Here is a 24,129-nt window from a genome sequence, read left to right as displayed (position 1 = left end):
GCACTATCCACGCAAGGAATACCATGAGCACCTCCGGCAGCAGCACAGGCAAAGGCCCCCTCTACATCGGTGTCAGCACCAAGATGTACCTGGGTTACCAAACGAGCCTGCGGTGGCTGTCGGAGGTGCGTTCCATTGTTGACGAGAGGCCCGGACTCGGGGATTCCGCCGAAGGCGCCCCGGTCCGGGTCTTCGTCATCCCGTCCTTCCCGCTCCTCGAGGCCGCCGGCCGGATCCTGGCCGGGTCACCCGTGCTGCTTGGAGCGCAGAACTGCGCCTGGGGCGACGGGCCGCTGACCGGGGAAGTCAGCCCCGGCATGCTGGCCGAACTCGGCGTCTCACTCGTCGAGATCGGCCATGCCGAGCGCCGCCGGCTGTTCGGTGAGGACGATGCCGTGGTGGCACGCAAGGTGCGTGCCGCCGTCGGCCAGTCCCTGGCCCCGCTGCTCTGCATCGGCGAGCCGGACAGGCTCGACGCCGGAGCTGCCGCCGCCTTCTGTGTGGAGCAGGTCCGTGCCGCCACGGACGGCGACCCGGCCCTGCTGAACCGTGTGGTCCTGGCCTACGAGCCCGTCTGGGCCATCGGTGCGCAGGAGCCCGCCCCGCCGCACCACGTCAACGCCGTCCTGGCGCGGATCCGTGAGGAGCTTGGCTCGGCCTGCCCGCTGATCTACGGCGGCAGCGCCGGGCCCGGCCTGCTTCCGCGGCTGCCCGCCGCCGGCGGACTCTTCCTGGGCCGCTTCGCCCATGATGCCGCCAACCTTGGCCGCGTGCTGGACGAAGCCCTTCTGCTGCGTCAGACCGACGCGCCCGCCAACAGTTCGTCCAGCCGCTCATAGCCTTCGGACATGCCGCCCTCCATACCGGAGTGCAGCATGCCGTCGCGTGCCTCCATGCTCTGGTACATGGCGTGGCCCCGCAGCCGGCACCGGCCGCCGTCGAGCTCCTCAAATGTCATGGACTCCAGGCTCACCGAGTCCGGATAGCCGCCGAACTCGAAGGTCTGCAGGGCGAACTCGTTCTCGCGCACCGTATGGAAGATGCCGCGGAACTCGTATGGCACTCCCTCCGGGCCGGTATGGATGTACCGGTAGCTTCCTCCGGTGCGGAAGTCGTAGTGGTCCATCTCCATCTTCATGCCCCGCGGGCCGAGCCATTGGGCCACCAGTTCGGGGTCCTTATGCGCCCGGAACACGTCCGCCACCGGAAAATCGAACTCCCGCTCGAAGTCGATGTAGGGGAGTCCCTCGGGGGCGGTGATCTTCAGTTGGTTGGTCATTTTCAGTCCTTTGCCTTTGGCGCCGCTTGCCCGGCGCTGGATTCAAGCACCGCATCGAGGCTGCGGAACTGCCCTTCGCGGACCAGCCGGTACTGGTCGATCCAGGCGGTGAGCGCCTCCAGCCGTGCGGGGTTCAGATGGACGGGCCGGCGCTGGGCGTCCCTGCTGCGGGTAACCAGCTGCGCCTGCTCGAGCACCTGGATGTGCTTCGAGACGGCCTGCTTGGAAATCTCGAAGGGTTCGGCCAGGTCGTTGACGGTGGCCGGGCCGCGGCTTAAGCGGGCAATGATGCGTCGACGGACGGGGTCGGCCAGGGCCAGGAAAGCCACGTCCAAAGCCGCGTCATCATCAGACACCCTTCCGCCCCTCTTGTAATCAATTGTTTCGTTTATCAACCTTGTGGTTGATTAATGGTAGCCCTGCTGCTGCGCGCCGCGCAAGAGGTCTTGTATTCCTGAAATGCAGTTTGTTAGTATGTCAGTACAAACTATCTGAGGGAGAAGATTCATGCCGCTTGTTCGCGTTGACGTCAATGAAGGACGCACCGCCGAGGATCTGCAGCAGTTGAGCCGCGGCATCCACGACGCCATCCTCGCGGAGTACGGCATCCCGGAGCGGGACTACTTCCACATCCTTACCGAGCACCCGCAGGGCCAGATCTTCGCCCAGGATGCCGGGCTGGGCTTTGAACGCACCGGGGGAGTGGTGATGATCCAGATCTTTACCCAGGGCGGTCGGTCCCAGGAGGCCAAGCAACGGCTCTTTGCCGCAGTGGCCGAAAAGCTCGCCGCGGTGGGGGTTGCCGGCCAGGACGTCTTCATTGGCTATGTCGAAAACACTGCCGGCGACTGGTCCTTCGGGTTCGGCAGGGCGCAGTACGTCACAGGCGAGTTGGCGGTCCCGAAGAAGTAGCGCAAACGCACCCGTTGAATGGGGGACGGGTGCCTCCAACTTCTGTTGTAAGCATGTCAGTACAAACCTTTGACAGGACATTGGATCTAGGGCAAAGTAGTGCATGTGGCCCACGCCACGGCCTGCCAGTCCCGGAACTCCTGCTCTTCAAAGGATCCGAGTTCCACACCAGAAAGGTCCACGATTCCCGTGACCCACGAGCTTCTTACGATCGGGCGCATCAGCGTTGATATCTACCCGAACGACATCGGGGTTGGCCTGGAGGACGTTAATTCCTTCGGCAAATACCTTGGCGGTTCACCGTCGAACGTCGCTGTTGCCGCTGCCCGCCATGGCCGCAGGACGGGTGTCATCACCCGGACCGGGGACGACCCGTTCGGGGAGTACCTGCACCGCGAGCTGCGCAAGTTCAACGTGGACGACACGTTCGTCACGCCGGTGAAGGACTGGCCCACGGCGGTGACCTTCTGCGCGATCAAGCCGGCCACGGACGAGTTCCCGCTGTATTTCTACGGCCGGTTCCCCACGGCGCCGGACCTGCAGATCAAGGCTGAAGAGCTGGACCTGGACGCCATCCGCGAGGCCGGCATCTTCTGGTCTACCGTGACCGGCCTGTGCCAGGAACCTTCCCGTTCCGCGCACCTCGCCGCCCATGAAGCCCGTCCCCGTACCGACCTGGCCGAGGGACAGTTCACCATCCTGGACCTGGATTACCGGCCCATGTTCTGGGCGTCCGAGGACGAGGCCCGCGCAGAGGTGGCCAAGATCCTGCCGCACGTCACGGTCGCGATCGGCAATGACAAGGAATGCGCCGTCGCCGTAGGTGAAGGCACCCCCGACGAACAGGCGGACCGTTTGCTCGCTGCCGGCGTGGAAATCGCCGTCGTCAAACTCGGCGCCGAAGGCGTGATGGCCAAGACCCGCACCGAGCGCGTGGTCTCCGCCCCGGTCCCCGTCGAGACCCTGAACGGATTGGGTGCGGGCGATTCGTTCGGTGGCGCCTTCTGCCACGGGCTTCTTGCCGGCTGGCCGCTGGCCCAGGTCCTGGACTACGCCAACGCCGCCGGCGCCATCGTCGCCTCCCGCTTGTCCTGCGCGGATGCGATGCCGACGCCGGACGAGGTCACCTCCCTGCTGGCCGAACGCGGCCGTATTGTGCCAGGCGCAGTGCCCGGCGTTTCGCAGCTTGCCACCGAAGGAGCAGCACTGTGACCCTCACCCCGATTGCCTCAAACCACGTGGTGGATGATGATCCGCGCCGTTACGAGCACCTGAGCACCATCCGCCTCGAAGACCCGGACGCCGTGGCCCGCGCCGCGAAGGCCCGGCGCCGCCACCCCGGCGTGAAGGCCGGCCGGCAGAACTTCATTGTCGCCGCCGACCACCCGGCCCGGGGCGCCCTGGCCGTGGGCGATGACCCGGTGGCCATGGCGGACCGCCGGCAGCTGCTGGACCGTTTGCAGATCGCGCTGGCCAACCCCGCCGTCGACGGTGTCCTGGCTTCCCCGGACATCATGGACGACCTGCTCCTGTTGGGCGCCCTGGACGGCAAGCTCGTTTTTGGTTCCATGAACCGCGGCGGCCTCTCCGGCCTGGTGAACGAGTTCGATGACCGGTTCACCGGCCACACCGCCGCCGCCCTGGAAGCACTCGGCGCCGATGGCGGGAAGATGCTGACCCGCATCTGCCTGGGCGACCCGGACACGGTGGCGACCCTGGAGGCAACTGCCAAGGCCATCGACTCCCTGGCCGAGCGGAAGCTGATCGCCATGGTGGAGCCGTTCCTGTCGGTCCGGGAGAACGGCCGGGTCCGCAATGACCTGTCTCCCAACGCGGTGATCAAGTCCATCGCGATCGCCGAGGGACTGGGTTCCACCAGCGCGTACACGTGGATGAAGGTTCCCGTGGTGGCGGAAATGGAACGCGTCATGGCCGCGACCACCATGCCCACCGTGCTGCTGGGCGGGGACCCGGACGGGTCCCAGGACGAGGTCTTCGCTTCCTGGGGTGCCGCGCTGGCACTGCCCGGTGTCCAGGGCCTGACCGTTGGCCGGACGCTGCTCTACCCCGCGGACGGGGACGTCGCCGGCGCCGTCGCAGCTGCCGCCTCGCTCCTGCACTACAGCACAGAACTCCCGGAGAACTAGCTATGGGCACAACAACAGGAACGCGCAGAATGACGGTGGCGCAGGCCGTCGTCGAATACCTTTCCCAGCAGTACACCGTGGATACGGTGGGCGGTGTTGAGTACCGTGAGCGGCTCATTCCGGGCACCTTCGGGATCTTCGGGCACGGCAACGTGGCCGGCGTGGGCCAGGCGCTGAAGCAGTACCAGCAGCAGGACCCCACCCTCATGCCGTACTACCAGGGCCGGAACGAGCAGGCCCAGGTCCACCAGGCCGTCGGCTACGCCCGGCACACCCGCCGCCGCCAGACGTTCGCGATCAGCACCTCGATCGGCCCCGGTTCGTCCAACCTGCTGACCGGTGCCGCGCTGGCGACCACCAACCGGTTGCCGGTGCTGTTGCTGCCCTCGGACACGTTCGCCACCCGCGCCGCCGACCCTGTCCTGCAGCAGCTCGAGCAGCCCTACGCCTACGACCTGACGGTCAACGACGCGTTCCGGCCGCTGTCGAAGTTCTTCGACCGGGTGAACCGGCCGGAGCAGCTGTTCTCCGCGTTCCACCACGGCCTGCGCGTCCTGACCGACCCGGCCGAGACCGGCGCGGTCACGATTTCGCTGCCGCAGGACGTCCAGGCCGAGGCCTTCGACGTCCCGGCCGAGTTCCTCGCCGAGCGGGAATGGCGCATCCGCCGCCCCGACGCCGACGACGAGGACATCGCCCGCGCCGCCGCAGCCATCAAGGCGGCGAAGCGTCCGCTGATCATCGCCGGCGGCGGCGTCCTCTACGCCTACGCCAACGACGAACTCGCCAAACTGGCCGAGTTGACCGGGATCCCGGTGGGCAACACCCAGGCCGGCGTCGGCGTCCTGCCCTGGGACCACCAGTTCTCCCTCGGCGCCATTGGCTCCACGGGCACGACGGCGGCGAACGCCATCGCAGCCGAAGCGGACCTGATCATCGGCATCGGCACCCGCTACGAGGACTTCACCACCGCGTCCCGGACCGCATTCCAGAACCCCGACGTGCGCTTCGTGAACATCAACGTCGCCCCGATCGACGCCTACAAGCACGGCACCACCCTGCCGATCGTCGCCGACGCCCGCAAGGCCCTGGTCAAGCTCAACGCAGCCCTGGGCGGCTACCGGGTCGGCGCCGACCTGGAGCAGAAGATCGCGGCGGAGAAGAAGCGCTGGAACGCCACCGTGGAGGAGGCCTTCGACACCCGCTACACCCCGCTGCCGGCGCAGAACGAGATCATCGGTGCCACCAACCGGGCCATGGACGCCCGCGACGTGGTCATCTGCGCGGCCGGGTCCCTGCCGGGTGACCTGCACAAGATGTGGCGGGTCCGGGACCCGTTCGGCTACCACGTCGAGTACGCCTACTCCTGCATGGGCTATGAAATCCCCGGCGGGCTCGGCGTCAAGCGCGCCGCGATCGCCGAAGCAGCCAGTACGACGGCGGCAGGCGGGTCGGGTGACCCGGTGCGGGACGTCGTCGTGATGGTGGGGGACGGCTCCTACCTGATGATGCACACCGAACTGGTCACCGCCGTCGCCGAACGCATCAAGCTGATCGTGGTCCTGATCCAGAACCACGGCTACGCCTCCATCGGCTCCCTGTCCGAATCCCTGGGTTCGCAGCGGTTCGGTACCCAGTACCGGGCCCTGAACGAGGGGCAGCACAGCTTCGACGAGGGCGAGACCCTGCCCGTGGACCTGGCCCTGAACGCCGAGTCCCTGGGCGTGAAGGTCATCCGGATCGAACCGGGCGAGAAGGTCATCGCCGAACTCGAACAGGCCATCCGCGACGCCAAGGCCGCCCCGGAAAACAGCGGCCCGATCCTGATCCACGTCGAGTCCGACCCGCTCCTGGACGCCCCGTCCTCCGAGTCCTGGTGGGACGTCCCTGTCTCCCAGGTCTCCGAACTGGACTCCACCAAACAGGCCTTCCAGACCTACACCGACCACAAGAACCGCCAGCGCAAACTGCTGGGCTAAAACCTCTCTTTTACTACTCAAGGAAGAGTCCCATGACTGCCACCACCACCGAAACAACGGTTATCAACCACTTCATCGACGGCGCCGAGACCCCCGGTCAGGGCGACCGCACCACGAACGTGTACAACCCGGCCACCGGTGCCGTGTCCGCCACGCTGCGCCTGGCCAACCGGGCCGACCTGGACACCGCCGTCGCCGCAGCCCGCAAGGCCGCCGACACCTGGGGCGACATCTCCCTGGCCAAGCGCACCGCCGTGCTGTTCAAGTTCCGCGAACTCGTCGCTTCCCACATCGAGGAACTCGCGCAGCTCGTCACCGCCGAGCACGGCAAGGTCCTCTCCGACGCCAAGGGCGAGATCGGCCGCGGCCTGGAAGTCATCGAATACGCCTGCGGTATCCCCACCCTGCTCAAGGGCGACTACTCCGACCAGGTCTCCACCGGCATCGACGTGTTCAACTTCCGCGAACCCCTCGGCGTGGTCGCCGGCATCACGCCGTTCAACTTCCCCGTCATGGTGCCGCTGTGGATGGCCCCGATGGCGATCGCCACCGGCAACGCCTTCATCCTCAAACCCTCGGAGCGCGACCCCTCAGCATCGCTGCTGCTGGCCAAGCTCTGGAAGGAAGCCGGCCTGCCCGACGGTGTCTTCCAGGTCCTGCACGGCGACAAGGAAACCGTCGACGGGCTGCTGACCCACCCGGACGTGGACGGCATCTCCTTCGTCGGCTCCACCCCGATCGCCCAGTACGTCCACGAGACCGCCACCAAGCACGGCAAGCGCGTCCAGGCCCTGGGCGGGGCAAAGAACCACGCCATCATCCTGCCCGACGCCGACCTGGACAACGCCGCCGACCACCTCGCCGCCGCCGCGTTCGGCTCCGCCGGTGAACGCTGCATGGCCATCTCCGTTGCCGTGGCCGTCGGCGACGCCGCGGACCTGCTGGTCAAGAAGGTCGAAGAACGCGCCCTGGCCGTGAAGGTCAACAACGGCACCGAACCCGACGCCGAAATGGGCCCGGTCATCACCCCCGCCTCCAAGGAACGCATCGTACGGATCGTCACCGAAGCCGAAGCTGCCGGCGCAGCCATGGTCGTGGACGGCCGCGACCTCGTCGTCCCCGGCCACGAAGACGGCTTCTGGGTAGGCCCCACCGTCCTGGACCACGTCAAAACCGAAATGACCGCCTACACCGAGGAAATCTTCGGACCCGTCCTCGTGGTGGTCCGCGTCGACACCCTCGAAGAGGGCATCAAGCTGATCAACGCCAACCCCTACGGCAACGGCACCGCCATCTTCACCTCCTCCGGCGCCGCCGCCCGCAAGTTCCAGCGCTCCGTCACCGTGGGCATGATCGGTATCAACGTGCCCCTGCCCGTCCCGGTGGCCTACCACTCCTTCGGCGGCTGGAAAGCATCCCTCTTCGGCGACAAGCACATCTACGGACCCGAAGGCGTATCCTTCTACACCCGCGGCAAGGTAGTCACCTCCCGCTGGCCCGAAACCCACCACGCCTCCGGCGCCTCCTACAACTTCCCCTCCAACTGACCCCACCGCCACCCTCGCCTCGCAAGCTCGGCCAGGGAACCCTGGCGGCGGGGGCCCACCCACCACTTACCGTCGATTGCTCCGTAAACGCCGTTTTGAGCGTCCAAAACGACACCTGCGGAGCAATCGATGCAAAGGAAAAGACAAATGACTGAAAACAAGCTGATCATCGGCACGGCGCCCGACTCCTGGGGCGTCTGGTTCGCGGACGATCCCAAGCAGACCCCGTGGGAACGCTTCCTCGACGAGGTGGCCGAGTCCGGCTACAAGTGGATCGAACTGGGCCCGTACGGCTACCTGCCCACGGACCCCACCCGGCTGGCGGAGGAACTCAAGGCCCGTGACCTGCAGGTCACTGCCGGCACCGTGTTTACGGCCTTCCACCGGGGCCTGGACCAGTGGGAAACCGCCTGGGAGCCGGCCCGCAAGGTGGCCGAGCTGACGGCAGCAATGGGCGGTGAGCACATCGTGGTCATCCCGGCGATGTGGCGCGATGACGTCACCGGCGAAGCCGTGGAAAGCGGCACGCTAAGCGAGAAGGCCTGGAGTGACCTGTTCGCCGGACACAACCGCCTGGGCAAGACGCTCCTGGAAGATTTCGGCCTGAAGCAGCAGTTCCACTCCCACGCCGATTCCCACGTTGGCGCCCAGGAGGACATCGAGACGCTGCTGGCGGCCACCGACCCGAAGTACCTGAACCTCTGCCTGGACACCGGACACGCCGAGTACTGCGGCGCCTCCAGCCTGGAACTGATCAAGAACTACCCGGACCGCATCGGCTACCTGCACCTGAAGCAGATCAACCCGGACATCCTCAAGAAGGTCAACGAGGAGAACATGACGTGGGCCGCTGCCAACCTGGCCGGCGTCATGACCGAACCGCCCAACGGCCTGCCGGACCTGCGCGCGGTGATTGAAGCCGTGGAAGCCCTGGACCGTCCCATCTTCGGCATCGTGGAGCAGGACATGTACCCCGTGGCGTTCGACGTTCCCATGCCGATCGCCAAGCGCACCCGCAATTACCTGCTGTCCTGCGGCTCCCGCACCGCCGTCAGCTAATCCCGCCACAGACACCAGAAGGACAAAACAATGACTGAAACCCTCCGCGTTGCCGTCGTCGGCGCAGGCCGCATGGGCGCCGACCACATCCAGCGACTCAGCAAGCGCATCCACGGAGCCGAAGTTGCCGCGGTCGTGGACGTGGACCTGGCACGCGCCCAGGCTGCCATCGAAGGCATTCCCGGAGCAGTGGCCCTCGCCGACGCCGAGGAGGCCCTCAACAACGGTGACGTCAACGCCGTCCTGATCGCCACCCCCGGATTCCTGCACGAGGACATCCTGCTCAAAGCCCTCGCCAAGGACATCCCCATCCTCTGCGAAAAGCCCCTCACCCCCGACGCGGAATCCTCCTGGAAGATCGTGGAGGCCGAGGTGGCGCTGGGCCACAAGCGGATCCAGGTGGGCTTCATGCGCCGCTTCGACGCCGAATATGCCACCTTGGGCTCGATCATCCGCAACCACGAACTGGGCGAACTGCTGATGCTGCACCACCAGCACCGCAACCCGAGCACCCCCGCGGGCTTCACCAACGAGATGCTCATCAACGACTCCGTGGTCCACGAGTTCGACGCCATCCGGTTCTTCACCGGTGAGGAAATCACCAGCGTCCAGGTCCGCCTGGGCAAGGCCACCAGGAACGCGCCGTCCGGCCAGCACGATCCCCAGCACGTCCTGCTCGGGACCGAATCCGGCGTCCTGGCCGACGTCGAAATCTACGTCAACGCCAAGTTTGGCTATGAGGTGGCCACCCAGGCGTCCTTCGAGGACGGCATCGTCAGCATTGGCGGTGACAAGGGCCCGTATACCCGGAGCTCGGGCCGCTGGGGCGGCAACGTCACCCCCGGTTTCGAGGAGCGCTTCGGCGCGGCGTACGACGTCGAAATCCAGTCATGGGTGGACGCGGCACTTAAGGGCGAAATCGGTGGCCCCTCCGCCTGGGACGGGTACGCCACCGCCGCGTGCTGCGAAGCAGGCGTCGAAGCGCAGAAGAACGGCGAAAAAGTCGCCGTGAAGCTGGCTCCCAAGCCCGACCTCTACAAGTAGCACCGGAAAGGGGGCGGAGCCATCCGCCCCCTTTCGTGTCTCCACCCTTCCTGATCCACAATGGAGTGTTTACGTGAAAATCGCACTTGACCCTACCCCGTTCCACCACTCGCACAGCCTGCTGGAGTTCCCCCGGGTGGTGGCGGACCTCGGCTACAAGTACATGCAGATGACCCCGCACGCGGACTTCATCCCGTTCTACAACCACCCCAAAGCGGACGATGAACTGGTGGGCCAACTGGGCAGGGCCTGCAAGGATGCCGGGATTGAGATCGCCTCGATCCTCCCCGTGCTCCGCTGGTCCGGTCCGGACGAGGACGCCCGTGAAGCTGCCGTGCGCTACTGGAAGCGTGCCATCCAGATCGCCGTGGACCTGGGCGTCAGCACCATGAACACCGAGTTCAGCGGCCGGCCCGAGAAGGCGGAGGAGTCCGAGCGGGCGTTCTACCGTTCCATGGAGGAACTGCTGCCGGTCATCGAGCGGGAAGGCATCCACCTGCTCATCGACCCGCACCCGGACGATTTCGTAGAAGAAGGCCTGGCCGCCATCCGCGTGATCCGGGGCGTGAACTCGAAGAACGTGGGCATGGTCTATGTGGCGTCGCACAGCTTCCACATGAAGAACTCCCCGCTGGACATCATGCGCGCCGCGGGCGACAAGCTGCGCCTGGTCCACGTGGCCGACACCATGGACCACCACGCCTCGCACGGCCTGCGGTACATCACCAACCCGCCGGGCAACCCGGTCCGCGTCCACCAGCATTTGAAGATCGGCGACGGCGACGTTAACTGGGACGAATTCTTCGGCGGGCTGAAGGAGATCGGCTTCCTGGACCGCGACGACACCGTCATGGTGTCCAGTGTGTTCGCGGAGGACGAGAACGCCGACGAGGTCTCCCGCTACCAGCTCGAAACCATGAAGCAGTACGTCCAAAAGGTAAGCCTATGAGTTCGCCTGCGCATACCGCGCCGCGGGCCGGCAACCATCGACGGGCCCTGCGCACGGTCACCATCATTTCCACGTTCGGCGGCCTGCTGTTCGGCTATGACACGGGCGTCATCAACGGCGCCCTGCCGTACATGCAAGAGGACCTGGGCCTCACCCCGCTGACCGAAGGCCTGGTGACTTCGTCCCTGCTGTTCGGTGCCGCCTTCGGCGCCCTGTTCGGCGGACGGCTGGCAGACCGCAACGGCCGGCGCAGGATGATCATGGTGCTGGCAGTCATCTTCCTGGTGGGCACCATCGGCTGCACACTCTCGCCGAACACTGAGATGATGATCGCCGCCCGGTTCGTCCTGGGCCTCGCCGTGGGCGGGGCCTCGGTGACGGTTCCCGTGTACCTGGCCGAGGTATCACCCAGCAACCGGCGCGGCCGGATCGTCACCCAGAACGAACTCATGATCGTCACCGGGCAGCTGCTGGCGTTCATCTTCAACGCCTACCTGGGCAACTCGTTCGGCGAATCACACGGTATTTGGCGCTGGATGCTGGTCATCGCCACTCTGCCGGCCATCGCGCTGTGGATCGGGATGAACTTCATGCCCGAGAGTCCCCGCTGGCTGGCCTCCATGGGCAGCTTTGGCGAGACTCTCAGCGTGCTGCAGCGGATCCGGTCGCAGGCAGAAGCGCGGGCCGAGTTCGAGGAAGTCAAGGCCATGGCCGTGGAGGACTACAAGTCCAAAATGGGTTCCTGGAAGGACTTGGGCATTCCGTGGCTCCGCCGGATTTTCGTCGTGGGGCTCGGCCTTGCGGTGATCCAGCAGATCACCGGCGTGAACTCGATCATGTACTACGGGACCCAGATCCTGTCGCAGTCCGGTTTTGGGCGTGAAGCGGCACTGACTGCCAACATCGCCAACGGAGTCATCTCGGTACTGGCCACATTCGTCGGGATTTGGCTGCTGGGCAAGGTGGGGCGCCGCAGGATGCTGATCACCGGCCAGGTGGGTACCACCACGGCGTTGCTGCTGATCGGCTTCTTCTCCCTCATCCTGCCGGAAGGCTCCGCCCGGGGATTTGTCATCCTGGCCCTCACCGTAACGTTCCTGGCCTTCCAGCAGGGCGCCATCTCCCCGGTGACCTGGCTCATGCTCTCGGAGATCTTCCCGCTGAAGATCCGCGGCCTGGGCATGGGGGCTTCGGCCTTCCTGCTGTGGATCGTCAACTTCCTGATCGGGTTCGGGTTCCCGCAGCTGCTGGCGGCCATCGGCCTCTCCAACACGTTCTTCGTGTTTGCCGTCCTTGGCCTCGGTGCCATTGCGTTTGCCGCGAAATATGTTCCCGAGACCAAGGACAAAAGCCTTGAAGACCTGGAGCACTACTTCAAGTCCACGGCACAGGGGCATCCAGAACGCGTCACTGCCTGACAACTGCTGTGCTCCGTCAAGGGGAGGGAACCGGCCGGTTCCCTCCCCTTGACGTGCAGCTTGCTGCCTAAGGAGCGACCGCCAGTGATGCGCTGAGTGCGGCGTCCGCATCACGCAGGACCTTGGCGGCGACTTGGAGGCCTTCGATCCGCCCGAGGGAAGTGTCTTCGTGCTCGATGTTGACCAGCATGCCGGGGTCTATCGAGTACAAAGCCCGCAGGAACTCCGTCCAGTAGGCGGTGTCGTGGCCCCGGCCCAGGGCTACGAAGTCCCATGCGGAGTTTTTGGGCCATTCGTTGGCCCATTCGTCACCGCCCAGGTTGGTGCGGTTTTCCTCGGCCGAGAGCCTGCGGAAGCTGTTGTCGAGGACTCCGTACAGGGCGGCGTTGTCCCTGTTGATTCGCACGTCCTTGGCTGCTGCCTGGAAGACCAGCGGCCCCAGTTCGCGGACGACGGCCACGGGGTCCATCTGCTGCCAGAACAGGTGTGACGCGTCCAGTTCGACGCCGACGTGGGTTGCACCCGTGAGTTCGATGAGCTTGTGGACGTCGGCGGTGTTGAACACGATGTTTTGGGGGTGCAGCTCAAGTGCCACTTTGACGCCGTGGTCGGCGGCAAGCCGGTCGGTTTCCTTCCAGAATTTCGCAGCTATACCCCACTGGTAGTCGAGCACGTCGAGGGCGGCGGAGTTCCAGGCGTTGACCACCCAGTTGACCGTCGTGGCGCCCGGCTCACCACCTGGGAGGCCGGACATGGTCACAATGCGGTCCTGTCCCAGCCTTTGCGCCAGTCGGATGGAGCGCCGAATATCCTCCGCGTGCTTCAAGCCGATTTCCGGCTTGGGATGCAAGGGGTTGCCGTTGCAGTTAAGCCCTGCGATTGAGACCCCGCTGCCGGCGAAGATTTCCAGATAGTCGTCCCGGGCGGCGTCGCTTTCGAGGATCTGGTCCATCGTGGGGACGTGCACGGCCGGCAGGAAGCCTCCCGTATTGATCTCGATCCCAGTCAGGCCCAGGTCTGCGATGACCTTCAGGGCTTCAGGGAGGGGCCGGTCGTGCAGGATTGCATTGTAGACGCCGAGCTTCACAGCGTGACCTTCTTCCCGTTGTTCAAAGCGGATTCAGTGACGGCACCGAGGAGCTCCATGTTGCGGACGCCCTCGTCGAATGTGGCGCAGCGGGGGAGTGAGTTGTCTTCGCTGAGGCCGGCGACTTCTTCGAGGAATGCCCGGGCCTGGTATCCGAAGGCGTCATTTTGGCCGAACCCCACTTCGGGGGCGTCCATGGCCAGGCCACCGGCGATGTAGGGGTGCCCGGGGCCGAGGATGACCTGGCGGTAGCCGTTTTCGTTTCCGGAGCCATCGTTGAGGAACAGTTGGATTTCCGACGGGCGGCGTTGGTCGAACTTCGCCGCACCGTTTTCACAGAAGACTTCGAAGTTGAGGCTGTTGGCGTGCCCTGCCGCTACGCGCGATACTTCAAAGCTTCCGGCTCCGTTTTCGAACTCGGCCGAGAAGGCGGCGTAGTCGTCGTTTTCCACTGCCTCGTAGGTGTCACTGACGGCAGCGTGGTCGTGGCCCATGACCGCGCCAAGCGGCAGGGGCCGCTTGCCGATGACAGTGCTGAGACGGCCGCCCGTGATGGATTTGATGTCCCCGCAGAGGAACTCGGAAACGTAGGCCAAGTGGCTTCCCACGTCGGCCAGGGCGCCGGAACCCGGACCGCCCTTGTAGCGCCAGCTCATGGGGGCCGACGGGCTGAAACCGTAGTCTGTCCAGTAGCGGCCGCTGAAGTGCAGCACGTTCCCCAGGACACCGGTGCGGATGAGGTCCCGGATGTAGGCGATGCCGGGGGTGCGGCGGAAAGTGAAACCGATCCGGGCGATGGAGGAGGCCGCGCGGGCTGCATCAGCCATGGCACGGGCGTCCTCAAGTGAGTCACTCAGGGGCTTCTCGCACAGGACGTGCTTCCCTGCCGCCAGGAGCCCCTCGACCACTTCCCGGTGAAGGGAGTTCGCGATGACCACGCTGACCACGTCGACGTCGTCGGCCTCCGCGATCGCCTGCCAGGAGGTGTCGTTGCGCTCGTACCCGAAGCGGCGGGCGGCGAGGGAGCCGAACTCGGCATTCACGTCGCCGATGGAGACCAGCTTCACGGCTGGTAGAACGGGGCTGTAGAGGGTGGATGCGGTCCGGTAAGCGGCGGCATGCGCCTTCCCCGCCATCCCCGCGCCGATGACGGCCACCCCTAGGCTTGCAGCCATTGATTTCTCCTTTGAAAGTGCGTTCCGAGCAATCGCCGGTAACTTTTGGAGCGCTACAATTAGCGCTGGAGTCAAAGACTATTTATGTCCATATGTCCTGTCAATAGCCCGGCTCCCAACGGCCTTCAAGAGAGGAAGTGCTCCAGCATGCCAACCGGCGCTCCGGGTGCCCGTCGCCCGACCATCTATGACGTTGCCAAGCACGCCGGCGTCTCGCCCTCATTGGTGTCCCTCGTGCTGCAGGAGCCCGGCAGGGTCAGTGAGAAGCGGCGCGAGGCTGTCAAAGCGGCCATCGCCGAGCTTGGGTACCGGCCCAGCCGGGCCGCCACCGCACTCGCAAGCAGCCGGACCAAGAGCGTTGGCCTGGTCATTGATGATTACCGAAATCTCTGGTTCGTGGACCTGCTGCGCAGCATGCAGGCGGAGTTGTCCGGCCATGGCTACCAGGTCACGCTGGCTGATTCGCAGCCCGGGGAAGGCCGGATACAGGAGGCTGTTGGCGGGTTACTGGCCATGCACGTCGATGCGCTGGTGATCGCCGCCGAGCTGGAGGAAGCGCTGGCTGCCCCGGACGGACTGCCCCTGGTGGTGGCGGGCTGGCGTGAACAGGTACCTGGGCGGGCGGCCTTGATCGCCAGTGACGACGACGCCGGTGGAGGCATGGCCGCGGCATACCTGCTGGGGCTTGGCCACAGCGCCATAGCGCACCTTTCGGGAGCCGGCGGTGCCGCTGCGCACCGCCGCGACGGCTTTCGACATCGAATCCTGGAGGCCGGGCTTGAAGTGCGGATCGCTGGAGAGTCCGGTGGTACCTCGGAAGAAGACGGCTATGCCTCGGCCTGCTGGGTCCTGGATCGTTTTCCGGACACCACTGCCATCTTTGCTGCGAATGACACGATGGCCCTCGGGGTGTTGGCAGCCCTCAAAGCGCGCGGGTTGACGGTTCCATACGACGTGTCCGTCCTCGGGTATGACAACTCCGCGCTGGCCAAGTCGCGCTTCCTCGACATCACAACGATCGACAGCCGCAATGACCTGGTGGGCGTTGCCGCTGCCCGAATGCTCCTGGCGCGGCTCGGGAATCCCTCGCTCGGTCCTGACCGGCAGTTGATCGACCCGGAACTGGTGGTTCGGAGCACAACGGGACCACGAAATTTCCAACGATAGAGACGTAAAAACATTCTGATGTCAGGACAAAGTCTTGACAAAGTGTGATCCGACTCACGATGATCTCTGTAGAGGGCCTCGAGTTCCTGCAGTGAGGCAGGGCAGCAACCCTTATCAAAGGAGATATATCGTGAAGAAGTTTTCCTGGCGGAAGGCGACCCTTGTGGCGGCCGTCGTTCCGATGCTGGCACTGAGCGCTTGCTCCAGCAGCGGCGGCAAGGCAGAGACCGCCAACACCGGTGCTGCGGGCCAGGTGGCCGGCACCGCCCGTATCAAGGTGGCACTGATCACCCACGCAGCAGCAGGCGACACGTTCTGGGACATCGTCCGCAAGGGTGCGGAGGAAGCCTCGGCGAAGGACAACGTCGAACTGCTCTACACGTCCGACCCGGAAGCGGGGCGGCAGGCGCAGCTGGTCCAGCAGGCCATCGACCAGAAGGTTGACGGCATCGCCGTCACGCTTGCCACGCCTGACGCCCTGAAGGACGTTCTCAAAAAGGCCAGCGACGCCGGTATCCCAGTGGTGAGCCTCAACGCAGGTGAGAGCATCTCATCGCAGTTGGGCGCTTTCACCCACTTCGGCTCAAATGAAAAGCTCGCCGGCGAAGCTGTGGGTACCCGGCTTGCCGGCGAGGGCTACAAGCACCCTGTATGCGTGATCCAGCAGCAGGGCCACGTGGGCCTTGAAGCGCGGTGCGCAGGCGTGAAGGCGAAGGTCGCCGGAACAGAAATCCTCTACGTCGACGGCAAGGACATGACCGCAGTGCAGTCCACAGCCACGGCCAAGCTGCAGGCGTCCAAGGACGCCGACGTCATCATTGGCCTCGGCGCACCCATCACCCTCACCCTCCTCAAGTCCGTTACCGACGCCGGCAGCTCCGCCAAGGTTGCCAGCTTCGACCTGAACGCCGACCTTGCGCAGAAGATCGTCGACGGCGCCGTCATTTTCACCGTGGACCAGCAGCCGTGGCTCCAGGGCTACATGTCCGTTGACTCGCTGTGGCAGGCCAAGCGTGGCGGCTTCAAGCTCGGCGGCGGACAACCCGTCCTGACCGGCCCGACCATTGTGGATAAGTCCAACGCGTCCGACGTCCTCAAATTCGCCCAGCAGGGCGTTCGCTAAATCCGGGAACCAGGCCGCGCGGCTAGTTCAGGCCGCGCGGCCTGACCAACAAGGCATTACCAACAAGGAGTCCTTCCTATGGCAAACACAGCAACCCTGCCCCCGGCACCCGCGCCGGCGGCCCCTGGGCGGCACGGCGATGAACGGATCGGCCGGCGCAGCCCGTTCCAGAAGCTCCTGGGGCGGCCTGAGGTGGGCGCGCTCGTGGGAGCGGTGGTCCTCTTCGTCTTTTTCGCACTCGTTTCGGGCACCTTCACGCAGCCCAACGCGCTGGCCACGATCCTGTATGGATCCTCGACCATCGGGATCATGGCGGTAGGCGTATCGCTGTTGATGATCGGTGGGGAATTCGACCTTTCCACCGGCGTGGCCGTGATCTCGTCCGCGTTGACGGCCTCGCTCTTCAGCTGGAACTTCTCAATGAACGCGTGGGTCGGTGTCGTGCTGGCCCTGGTCGTTTCCCTGGGCATCGGCTTCATCAACGGATGGATCCTCATCAAGACGAAACTGCCCAGCTTTATCGTCACCCTCGCCACGTTCCTCATGCTGACCGGTTTGAACCTGGCGCTGACCCGCCTCATCGGCGGCAGCGTGTCCTCGCCGTCCATTTCCAAGCTGGACGGGTTCGACTCTGCCCGGGCTGTCTTCGCTTCCTCCATCAGCATTGGCGGTGTTGAGGTCAAGATCACCGTGTTCTTCTGGATCGTCCTTGTTGCCGTCGCGTCCTGGGTCCTGCTGCGGACCAGGGTGGGTAACTGGATCTTCGCCGTTGGCGGCGACGACAACGCCGCCCGTGCTGTAGGGGTGCCGGTGAACAAGACCAAGATCGGCCTGTTCATGGCCGTTGGCTTCTGCGGCTGGATCCTGGGTATGCACAACCTGTTCGCGTTCGATGCCGTGCAGTCGGGGGAGGGTGTGGGCAATGAGTTCCTGTACATCATCGCGGCCGTGATCGGCGGTTGCCTGCTCACGGGCGGCTATGGCTCGGCCGTGGGCGGTGCGATCGGTGCGTTCATCTTCGGCATGGCCAACAAGGGCATCGTTTATGCGCAGTGGAATCCCGACTGGTTCAAGTTCTTCCTGGGCCTGATGCTGCTGCTGGCCACCATCGTCAACCTGATCGTCAAGCGCCGAGCAGAGCTCAAGTAAGGGGCAGATCCATGAATGGCAACCAGATTGACCAGCAAACGCTGCTCAAAGACGAAAAAGATCCCCTGACCCACACCCCGGTCCACTTGCTGTCACTCGAGGGGGTGGGCAAGCATTACGGCAACATCATCGCCCTGCGCGATGTCACCATGGCCGTGGACAACGGCCGCGTCACCTGCGTGCTGGGCGATAACGGCGCCGGTAAGTCCACCCTCATCAAAATCATTGCCGGCCTGCACCAGCATGACGAGGGCACCTTGAACGTGATGGGGGATGCCCGGAAGTTTTCCTCGCCCAGGGACGCCCTGGACGCCGGGATCGCCACTGTCTACCAGGACCTCGCGGTGGTTCCCCTGATGCCGATTTGGCGGAACTTCTTCCTCGGTTCCGAACTGACCAGCGGCTTCGGTCCGTTCAAGAGCATGGATGTCCAGAAGATGAAGGACATCACCAAGCATGAGCTGTCCGAGATGGGCATTGACCTGCGCGACGTGGACCAGCCCATCGGCCAGCTGTCCGGCGGTGAGCGCCAGTGTGTGGCTATTGCCCGTGCGGTGTACTTCGGTGCGAAGGTGCTCATCCTGGACGAACCCACCGCGGCGCTGGGCGTCAAGCAGTCCGGCGTGGTGCTCCGGTACATCCTCCAGGCCCGCGACCGGGGCCTGGGCGTCATCTTCATCACCCACAACCCGCACCACGCCTTCCCTGTCGGTGACCGGTTCCTGCTCCTCAAACGCGGCAAGTCCATCGGCTACTACGACAAGAAAGACATCACCCTCGACGAACTCACGGCCCAAATGGCCGGCGGCGCCGAACTGGCCGAACTCGCCCACGAACTCGAACAGCTCGGCGGACACGGTGAGATCGTCAAGGAAGTAAAAGCCGAAGTCGCGGAAGTAGCCGAGGTCAGCGAAGCCCGCTGACGCCTGGGTATCAGCGCAAGGAAGCCTGCCCGTCCTTACGCAACCGCGACCGGGGCCCGCCGGAACTCCGGCGGGCCCGGCAAAGGTGTCCGGCAGGCTGAATGGAAGCAAGAATCAGACGGGAAGAAAGCATGCCGATCCGAGTGGGCGTCATCGGCGCCGGCGTCATGGGCGCGGACCACATCAGGAACCTTAACACCAGCGTCAGCGGGGCGGAAGTCAGCTATGTGGCCGACCTTGACGCCGACCGGGCGGCAGCCGTTGCGCCACCGTCCGCACGCATAACCACCGATCCTTCGGAGCTCATCAACTCCAGCGAGGTGGACGCCGTGGTGGTTGCGTCGCATGATTCCACCCACGCCGGGCTTGTATTGGAGTGCTTTGAGGCGATGACTCCGGTGCTGTGTGAAAAGCCGTTGGCCCCTACGCTCCTGGAAAGCATCGAAGTAGTGGAAGCCGACGCCGACATGGTGGCCGCCACCGGAGCGTCGCTCTTGTCCCTGGGCTTCATGCGGCGGTTCGACCCGGGCTACCTGGCGTTGCGGGAGGCCGTCACTTCCCGTGCCCAGGGTGATCCCCTGATGGTCCACTGCACCAGCCGGACCGCCGCCGCCGGACCGGGAACCAGCTCGGAATCCGCGATCACCAATTCGGCAATCCACGAGCTCGACATCCTTCCGTGGCTCCTGGACTCGCCCATCACGGAAGTTTCGTGGCAGGCGGGCCGGAGTTCCCGGCACAGCCTGGAGGGACTCCGGGACCCTGCATTCATGCTGCTGAGGACGGCGGACGGCACGCTGTCCACCCTCGAGCTTTTCCTCAACGCCCGCTACGGCTACACGACTGGTTGCGAGGTGGTTTCGGAGCTGGGCACCACCGCCCTCCCTGAACCCCCTGCCCTCGCCCTGAGGGAAGACGGGCAGCGCCGCGCCGGAATCCCGGCTGACTGGCGACCGCGTTTCGCCGACGCCTACCGCCTGCAGCTGCAGGCCTGGATCTCTGCGCTCGAAAAGGGGGAACCGGCACCCCTGGCTACGGCACAGGACGGTTTGCGTGCCGCCCAGGTTGCCCAGGCCATGACACGTTCACTGCACAGCGATGGTGCCTTCACCAAGGTGGCCTACTGATGGTGCATCCATCGCTGCCCGCATCCCGGGTCAAAGAGCCACGTGATGCCCCCGTACTTCGCTGGGGCATCATGGGCCCGGGCTGGATCGCTGAGCGCTTCACGGAATCCGTCCAGGCGCACACAGGGCAGGTGATCGCCGCTGTCGGTTCCCGTTCCCTGGAACGGTCGAAAGCATTCGCCGATACTTTCGGCGTGCCGGCCGCCTATGGAAGCTATGAGGAACTGGCCTGTGCTCCGGACATCGACATCGTCTATGTCTGCACGCCGCACAACTTCCACCACGGGGCAGCCGTGCTCGCCGTCGACGCCGGAAAGCACGTGCTGGTGGAGAAGCCCATCGGTGTTAATGCAGGGCAGGCCCGGGACATCGCCCGCCGGGCCGGGACCGCCGGGGTGTTCGCAGCGGAAGCCATGTGGAGTTTCTTCCTCCCCAAGTTCGACGTCATCCGGCAGGTGCTTGACGACGGCATCCTCGGAACGGTCACTACCGTCTTTGCGGAGTACGGCGAACACTTCCAGGCAAGCCACCGCATTTTCGATGCCAAACTGGCCGGGGGACCGCTGCTTGACCTTGGCACCTACCCGCTTGCCCTCATTACCGAGGTCCTGGGATCGCCCACCGGCCTGCACGCGTTTGGCCAGCCGCACGAATCCGGAGTGAACGCGCAAGTGTCCGCCGTGCTGCAGTTCGCGGACGGAAGCCAGGCCATGACCAACACCCAGCTGCACAACTTCACGCCTGCCACGGCCACGATCGTGGGCACAAAAGCCACGCTGACTATCGACGGCCCCTTCAACATGCCGGGCGGGTTCGAGGTCCGGTTCCCCGACGGTAATCGGCTTCGCTACGACGAGCCGGCCGGAGCCCACTTTGAAGGGCTGCACTATGAGGCCGCTGCCGTCGCCCGTGCGGTCGCAAGCGGTGAAACCCAGGTTCCGCAACGCCCCCTTGCCGCCTCCATCCGGACCCTTGAGGCCGCTGACGAAATCCGCCGCCAGCTGGGCATAACCTTTCCCGGCGAAGACCGGCCCCTCTGACTGACCCATAGCACCATCGACCGAAAGGACAGGCCCTTGGCCTACATCGAACAGCACACCCTCCAGGCCTCCGTTCCTGTGCGCCTGGGCCTCATTGGCTCCGGCTGGATGGGAGCCTTCCACGGCGAGAGCATTGCACGCCGGATACCGGGTGCGGTCCTCGCTGCCGTTGCCGACCCCAACGTGGAGTCCGCATCCTCCGTGGCCGCGCAGCTTGGCGCTGCAAAGGTCACCGCGGACGCCGCGGACATCCTGGCGGACCCCGACATCGACGCCGTGATCATCGCCAGCCCTGCCCGCTTCCACGCCGACCTGATTTCCCGGGCCGCGGCCGCCGGTAAGCACGTGTTCTGTGAAAAGCCCGCCGGGCAAAGCCTGGCAGAGCTTGATGCAGCCCTGCTCGCCGTCGAAAACGGCGGCGTCCACTTCCAGATCGGCTTCAACCGCCGCTACGCAGCCGACTTCCAGGCGGCCAAGAAGGACCTTGCAGAAGGAATCGTCGGAGAACCGCAGCTCCTGCGCTCGCTGACCCGGGACCCAGGCACGGGAAGCATTGGGCACGCTGCCAGGATTCCCGCCTGGACCATCTTCCTTGAAACCCTCATCCACGACTTCGATACGCTCAACTGGTTTAACGAGGGAGCCGAACCTGTGGAGGTCTACGCCGTCGCGGACGCCTTGGTGGAGCCTGGCCTGCGCGACCAGGGGTTCCTGGACACTGCCGTAGTCACCATCCGGTACAGCAATGGTGCGTTGGCGGTAGCAGAAGCAAACTTCAGTGCGCTCTACGGTTACGACGTCAGGGGAGAAGTGTTCGGCTCCAAGGGCATGGTCCAGGCCGGACGGCCCACCGAAACGGCAGCCCTGCGGTTCACGGCAGACGGGCTCTCAGCCGACACTCCGCGGCTGAATGTGGAGTTGTTCCGTGACGCCTACACAGACGAACTCGCTGACTTCACCGCAACGGTGCGGGCACTCCGGGATGGCGACGTGCCGCCGGGCGCCTTCACCCTCACGCCTGGTGCCTCCGACGCCCACCGGGCCCTGGCCATCGCGCTCGCCTGCATCGAATCCGTCCAGCAGGGCCGGCCGGTGGCTGTTCCGGCCCGCGCAGCCGCAGGCGCTGCAAAGGACGGTGCCTGATGCGGCTGGCAGTCTGCGCGGAAATGGTCTTCACGGGTTTGCCGTTCACCGAACGGGTGCGGCTGATCTCCGAGGCCGGGTTCGACGTCGAACTCTGGGATTCGAGGACCAAGGACATCCGTGCACTCAAGGCAACGGGCGCCGAATTTTCCTCCATGACCGGCTACACCGCCGGCAGCCTCGTGGACCCGGACACGGCCGATGACGTGGTGCGCACGGCCGAAGCGCTGGTTCCCACCGCCCTGGAACTCGGCGTCAAGCGGATGGTGGTGCATTCCGCGGAGCTCATCGACGGCAAGGCAGCCAGGCCCGCCTACCGTTCCACCGGCAGCATGTGGATCACCGGAGCCCGGACTCTCGAACGCCTGGGTGCGCTCGGCGAAAAGCACGGGCTCACGTTCTGCCTGGAGAACCTCAACACCGTCCTGGACCACCCGGGGATCCCGCTGGCACGGGCCAAGGACACCCTGACACTGGTGGAGGCGGCGGGGCACCCGAACGTCAAGCTCATGCTGGACCTTTACCACGCACAGTTGGGCGAGGGGAACCTGATCGAACTGGTCCGCAGCGCGCTGCCGCATATCGGCGAGATCCAGGTGGCGGACGTCCCCGGCCGCTGCGAGCCCGGCACCGGCGAGGTCAATTATGCAGCAGTGGCCCGGGCCCTGGCCGCCGCCGGCTATGACGGAACAGTGGGCATGGAGGCCTACGCCAGCGGCGACGACGGCGCCGCGCTTGAGGCTTTCCGCCGGGCCTTCACCGTCCCCGGCCCCGTGACCGCCCCTGGGCCGGATTCAACCCCTGTTTCCGCGGGGGCAACACTGTGAAGCACGTCGTTCTTGGCCTGGTCGGGGTGGGGCGCATCGGAGTGATGCACGCCCGCAACATCGCATCACTCAATGGGAAACTGAATCCGCAGGGCATCGCCGTGGGGTTGCGGCTCACTGACGTGGCGGCGGACCACGCCCGATCTGTGGCGGCGGAACTGGGCGCGGAATACCTCCCCTCCGTGGAAGCCCTGATTGCTTCCGGCATCGATGGCCTGGTCATTGCCACCGGGACCGGAACCCACCCGGAGCTGATCCGTGCAGGCGTGGAAGCAGGGATACCGGTGTTTTGTGAAAAACCGGTGGCCATGTCCGTGGCTGATGCCCTTCCTGTGCTTGATGACATCCGGGACCGGCAGGGTGTGGTGCAGATCGGCCACCAGCGCCGGTTCGACGCAGGCTACCTGGAAGCGAGGCGGGCCTACCAGGCGGGGGAGCTGGGCTGGATCCATTCCCTGCGGGCAGTCACCTGCGACATGACCCCGCCGCCTGTGGAGTTCCTCGCCACCTCAGGGGGCCTGTTCCGCGACTGCTCCGTCCACGACTTCGACATCCTCCGGTGGTTGACGGGCCGCGAAATCGTGGAGGTCTTCGCCAAGGGGTCCAACAACGGAGACCCGGCCATCGGTGCCGTGGGGGACGTGGACACGGCGCTCGCCGTGGTGACATTCGACGACGGTACGGTAGGTACCGTTTCGGCCAGCCGCTACAACGGGGCCGGCCACGACGTCCGGCTGGAAATCCAGGGCTCGCGGAGCTCCCTCATGGTGGGCCTGGATGACAAGGCAGCCATGGCGTCCGCAGAGACCGGGGTAACGTTTCCGGCGGGCCATCCCCACCAGACATTCGCGGAACGTTTCGACCAGGCCTACCGCTCCGAGATGGAGGCCTTCGTGGAGGTCATCCTGGGGCAGCGGGAGAACCCGTGCACGCCCGAGGACGCGGTTGCGGCCTCAAGGGTGGCCGATGCAGCCCAGGAGTCGCTGGCGACTGGTTTGCCCGTGAGCCTCGCCCGGACAGCCCTCGCGTAGCCA

Annotated in this window: 23 protein-coding genes; 19 read left to right on the top strand and 4 right to left on the bottom strand. The window is 65.3% G+C overall.

What is annotated here, in order from left to right:
* The first annotated feature begins 23 nt into the window (after positions 1-23).
* Entirely contained in the window at positions 24-839 is an 816-nt protein-coding gene (locus tag ACR65J_RS16575; RefSeq protein ID WP_440171128.1) for a triose-phosphate isomerase family protein, read from the top strand.
* Here the strand turns inward: ACR65J_RS16575 and ACR65J_RS16570 are convergent.
* Together ACR65J_RS16570 and ACR65J_RS16565 are read right to left on the bottom strand one after the other, a co-directional pair.
* Positions 797-1,279, bottom strand: a complete 483-nt coding sequence (locus ACR65J_RS16570) for an SRPBCC family protein (protein WP_159632825.1) — start codon at positions 1,277-1,279, stop codon at positions 797-799. The genes ACR65J_RS16575 and ACR65J_RS16570 overlap by 43 nt on opposite strands.
* A 2-nt stretch (positions 1,280-1,281) precedes the next feature.
* Positions 1,282-1,635: an ArsR/SmtB family transcription factor gene (locus tag ACR65J_RS16565; RefSeq protein ID WP_440171125.1), complete on the bottom strand. Its 354-nt coding sequence runs from the start codon at positions 1,633-1,635 to the stop codon at positions 1,282-1,284.
* Positions 1,636-1,786: 151 nt separating this feature from the next.
* Between ACR65J_RS16565 and ACR65J_RS16560 the strand changes: the two genes are divergently transcribed.
* The 9 genes from ACR65J_RS16560 to ACR65J_RS16520 all read left to right on the top strand — a co-directional run bounded on the left by ACR65J_RS16560 (position 1,787) and on the right by ACR65J_RS16520 (position 12,334).
* The gene (locus tag ACR65J_RS16560; RefSeq protein ID WP_440171122.1) at positions 1,787-2,191 is read left to right on the top strand and encodes a tautomerase family protein; all 405 of its coding nucleotides are present in this window, start codon (positions 1,787-1,789) and stop codon (positions 2,189-2,191) included.
* Positions 2,192-2,380: 189 nt separating this feature from the next.
* Positions 2,381-3,403, top strand: coding sequence for a 5-dehydro-2-deoxygluconokinase (gene iolC, locus ACR65J_RS16555; protein ID WP_440171120.1), 1,023 nt, complete (start codon positions 2,381-2,383; stop codon positions 3,401-3,403).
* The gene (locus ACR65J_RS16550) at positions 3,400-4,338 is read left to right on the top strand and encodes a Cgl0159 family (beta/alpha)8-fold protein (protein ID WP_440171118.1); all 939 of its coding nucleotides are present in this window, start codon (positions 3,400-3,402) and stop codon (positions 4,336-4,338) included. The genes iolC and ACR65J_RS16550 overlap by 4 nt, the downstream gene beginning before the upstream one ends.
* Positions 4,339-4,367: 29 nt before the next feature.
* Positions 4,368-6,317 carry a 3D-(3,5/4)-trihydroxycyclohexane-1,2-dione acylhydrolase (decyclizing) gene (iolD, locus tag ACR65J_RS16545; RefSeq protein WP_440171115.1) on the top strand — a complete coding sequence of 650 codons (1,950 nt, stop codon included), beginning with the start codon at positions 4,368-4,370 and terminating at the stop codon, positions 6,315-6,317.
* A 32-nt stretch (positions 6,318-6,349) separates the two neighbouring features.
* Positions 6,350-7,864, top strand: a complete 1,515-nt coding sequence (locus ACR65J_RS16540; protein WP_440171113.1) for a CoA-acylating methylmalonate-semialdehyde dehydrogenase — start codon at positions 6,350-6,352, stop codon at positions 7,862-7,864.
* Between the two features lie 147 nt (positions 7,865-8,011).
* Positions 8,012-8,923, top strand: coding sequence for a sugar phosphate isomerase/epimerase family protein (locus ACR65J_RS16535; protein ID WP_440171110.1), 912 nt, complete (start codon positions 8,012-8,014; stop codon positions 8,921-8,923).
* Positions 8,924-8,953: 30 nt separating this feature from the next.
* A complete protein-coding gene (locus tag ACR65J_RS16530; RefSeq protein ID WP_440171108.1) occupies positions 8,954-9,967 on the top strand; it encodes a Gfo/Idh/MocA family protein in 1,014 nt (337 codons plus the stop codon).
* A gap of 73 nt (positions 9,968-10,040) precedes the next feature.
* The gene (locus tag ACR65J_RS16525) at positions 10,041-10,916 is read left to right on the top strand and encodes a sugar phosphate isomerase/epimerase family protein (protein WP_440171106.1); all 876 of its coding nucleotides are present in this window, start codon (positions 10,041-10,043) and stop codon (positions 10,914-10,916) included.
* A complete protein-coding gene (locus tag ACR65J_RS16520; RefSeq protein WP_440171103.1) occupies positions 10,913-12,334 on the top strand; it encodes a sugar porter family MFS transporter in 1,422 nt (473 codons plus the stop codon). Before ACR65J_RS16525 ends, ACR65J_RS16520 begins: the two co-directional genes overlap by 4 nt.
* A 67-nt stretch (positions 12,335-12,401) precedes the next feature.
* Here ACR65J_RS16520 and ACR65J_RS16515 read toward each other — a convergent pair whose 3' ends face one another.
* Both ACR65J_RS16515 and ACR65J_RS16510 read right to left on the bottom strand, forming a co-directional pair.
* Entirely contained in the window at positions 12,402-13,421 is a 1,020-nt protein-coding gene (locus ACR65J_RS16515; RefSeq protein WP_440171101.1) for a sugar phosphate isomerase/epimerase family protein, read from the bottom strand.
* Positions 13,418-14,596: a Gfo/Idh/MocA family protein gene (locus ACR65J_RS16510; protein WP_440171099.1), complete on the bottom strand. Its 1,179-nt coding sequence runs from the start codon at positions 14,594-14,596 to the stop codon at positions 13,418-13,420. Before ACR65J_RS16510 ends, ACR65J_RS16515 begins: the two co-directional genes overlap by 4 nt.
* 147 nt (positions 14,597-14,743) lie before the next feature.
* Here ACR65J_RS16510 and ACR65J_RS16505 point away from each other — a divergent pair, with 147 nt between their 5' ends.
* From ACR65J_RS16505 to ACR65J_RS16465, 9 genes are all read left to right on the top strand, one after another.
* Complete coding sequence (locus ACR65J_RS16505; RefSeq protein ID WP_440171097.1) at positions 14,744-15,763, top strand: LacI family DNA-binding transcriptional regulator; 1,020 nt, start codon at positions 14,744-14,746, stop codon at positions 15,761-15,763.
* A 130-nt stretch (positions 15,764-15,893) separates the two neighbouring features.
* Positions 15,894-16,886 (top strand): substrate-binding domain-containing protein, encoded by a 993-nt coding sequence (locus ACR65J_RS16500; RefSeq protein ID WP_440171094.1) that lies wholly within the window; start codon positions 15,894-15,896, stop codon positions 16,884-16,886.
* 78 nt (positions 16,887-16,964) lie between these two features.
* Positions 16,965-18,035, top strand: a complete 1,071-nt coding sequence (locus ACR65J_RS16495) for an ABC transporter permease (protein ID WP_440171092.1) — start codon at positions 16,965-16,967, stop codon at positions 18,033-18,035.
* A gap of 11 nt (positions 18,036-18,046) precedes the next feature.
* A complete protein-coding gene (locus ACR65J_RS16490; RefSeq protein WP_440171090.1) occupies positions 18,047-18,958 on the top strand; it encodes an ATP-binding cassette domain-containing protein in 912 nt (303 codons plus the stop codon).
* A gap of 131 nt (positions 18,959-19,089) precedes the next feature.
* Positions 19,090-20,085 carry a Gfo/Idh/MocA family oxidoreductase gene (locus ACR65J_RS16485; protein ID WP_440171088.1) on the top strand — a complete coding sequence of 332 codons (996 nt, stop codon included), beginning with the start codon at positions 19,090-19,092 and terminating at the stop codon, positions 20,083-20,085.
* On the top strand, positions 20,085-21,125 hold the full coding sequence (locus ACR65J_RS16480) for a Gfo/Idh/MocA family protein (RefSeq protein WP_440171086.1): 1,041 nt from the start codon (positions 20,085-20,087) through the stop codon (positions 21,123-21,125). Before ACR65J_RS16485 ends, ACR65J_RS16480 begins: the two co-directional genes overlap by 1 nt.
* A 36-nt stretch (positions 21,126-21,161) precedes the next feature.
* Positions 21,162-22,268, top strand: a complete 1,107-nt coding sequence (locus ACR65J_RS16475; protein WP_440171084.1) for a Gfo/Idh/MocA family oxidoreductase — start codon at positions 21,162-21,164, stop codon at positions 22,266-22,268.
* Positions 22,268-23,095 carry a TIM barrel protein gene (locus tag ACR65J_RS16470; protein ID WP_440171081.1) on the top strand — a complete coding sequence of 276 codons (828 nt, stop codon included), beginning with the start codon at positions 22,268-22,270 and terminating at the stop codon, positions 23,093-23,095. Before ACR65J_RS16475 ends, ACR65J_RS16470 begins: the two co-directional genes overlap by 1 nt.
* A complete protein-coding gene (locus tag ACR65J_RS16465) occupies positions 23,092-24,126 on the top strand; it encodes a Gfo/Idh/MocA family oxidoreductase (RefSeq protein WP_440171079.1) in 1,035 nt (344 codons plus the stop codon). Before ACR65J_RS16470 ends, ACR65J_RS16465 begins: the two co-directional genes overlap by 4 nt.
* The last annotated feature ends 3 nt before the right edge of the window (positions 24,127-24,129 follow it).

It is taken from the genome of Arthrobacter sp. SAFR-044 (genome assembly GCF_059414985.1).
This window is presented reverse-complemented; position numbering and strand designations above follow the sequence as displayed.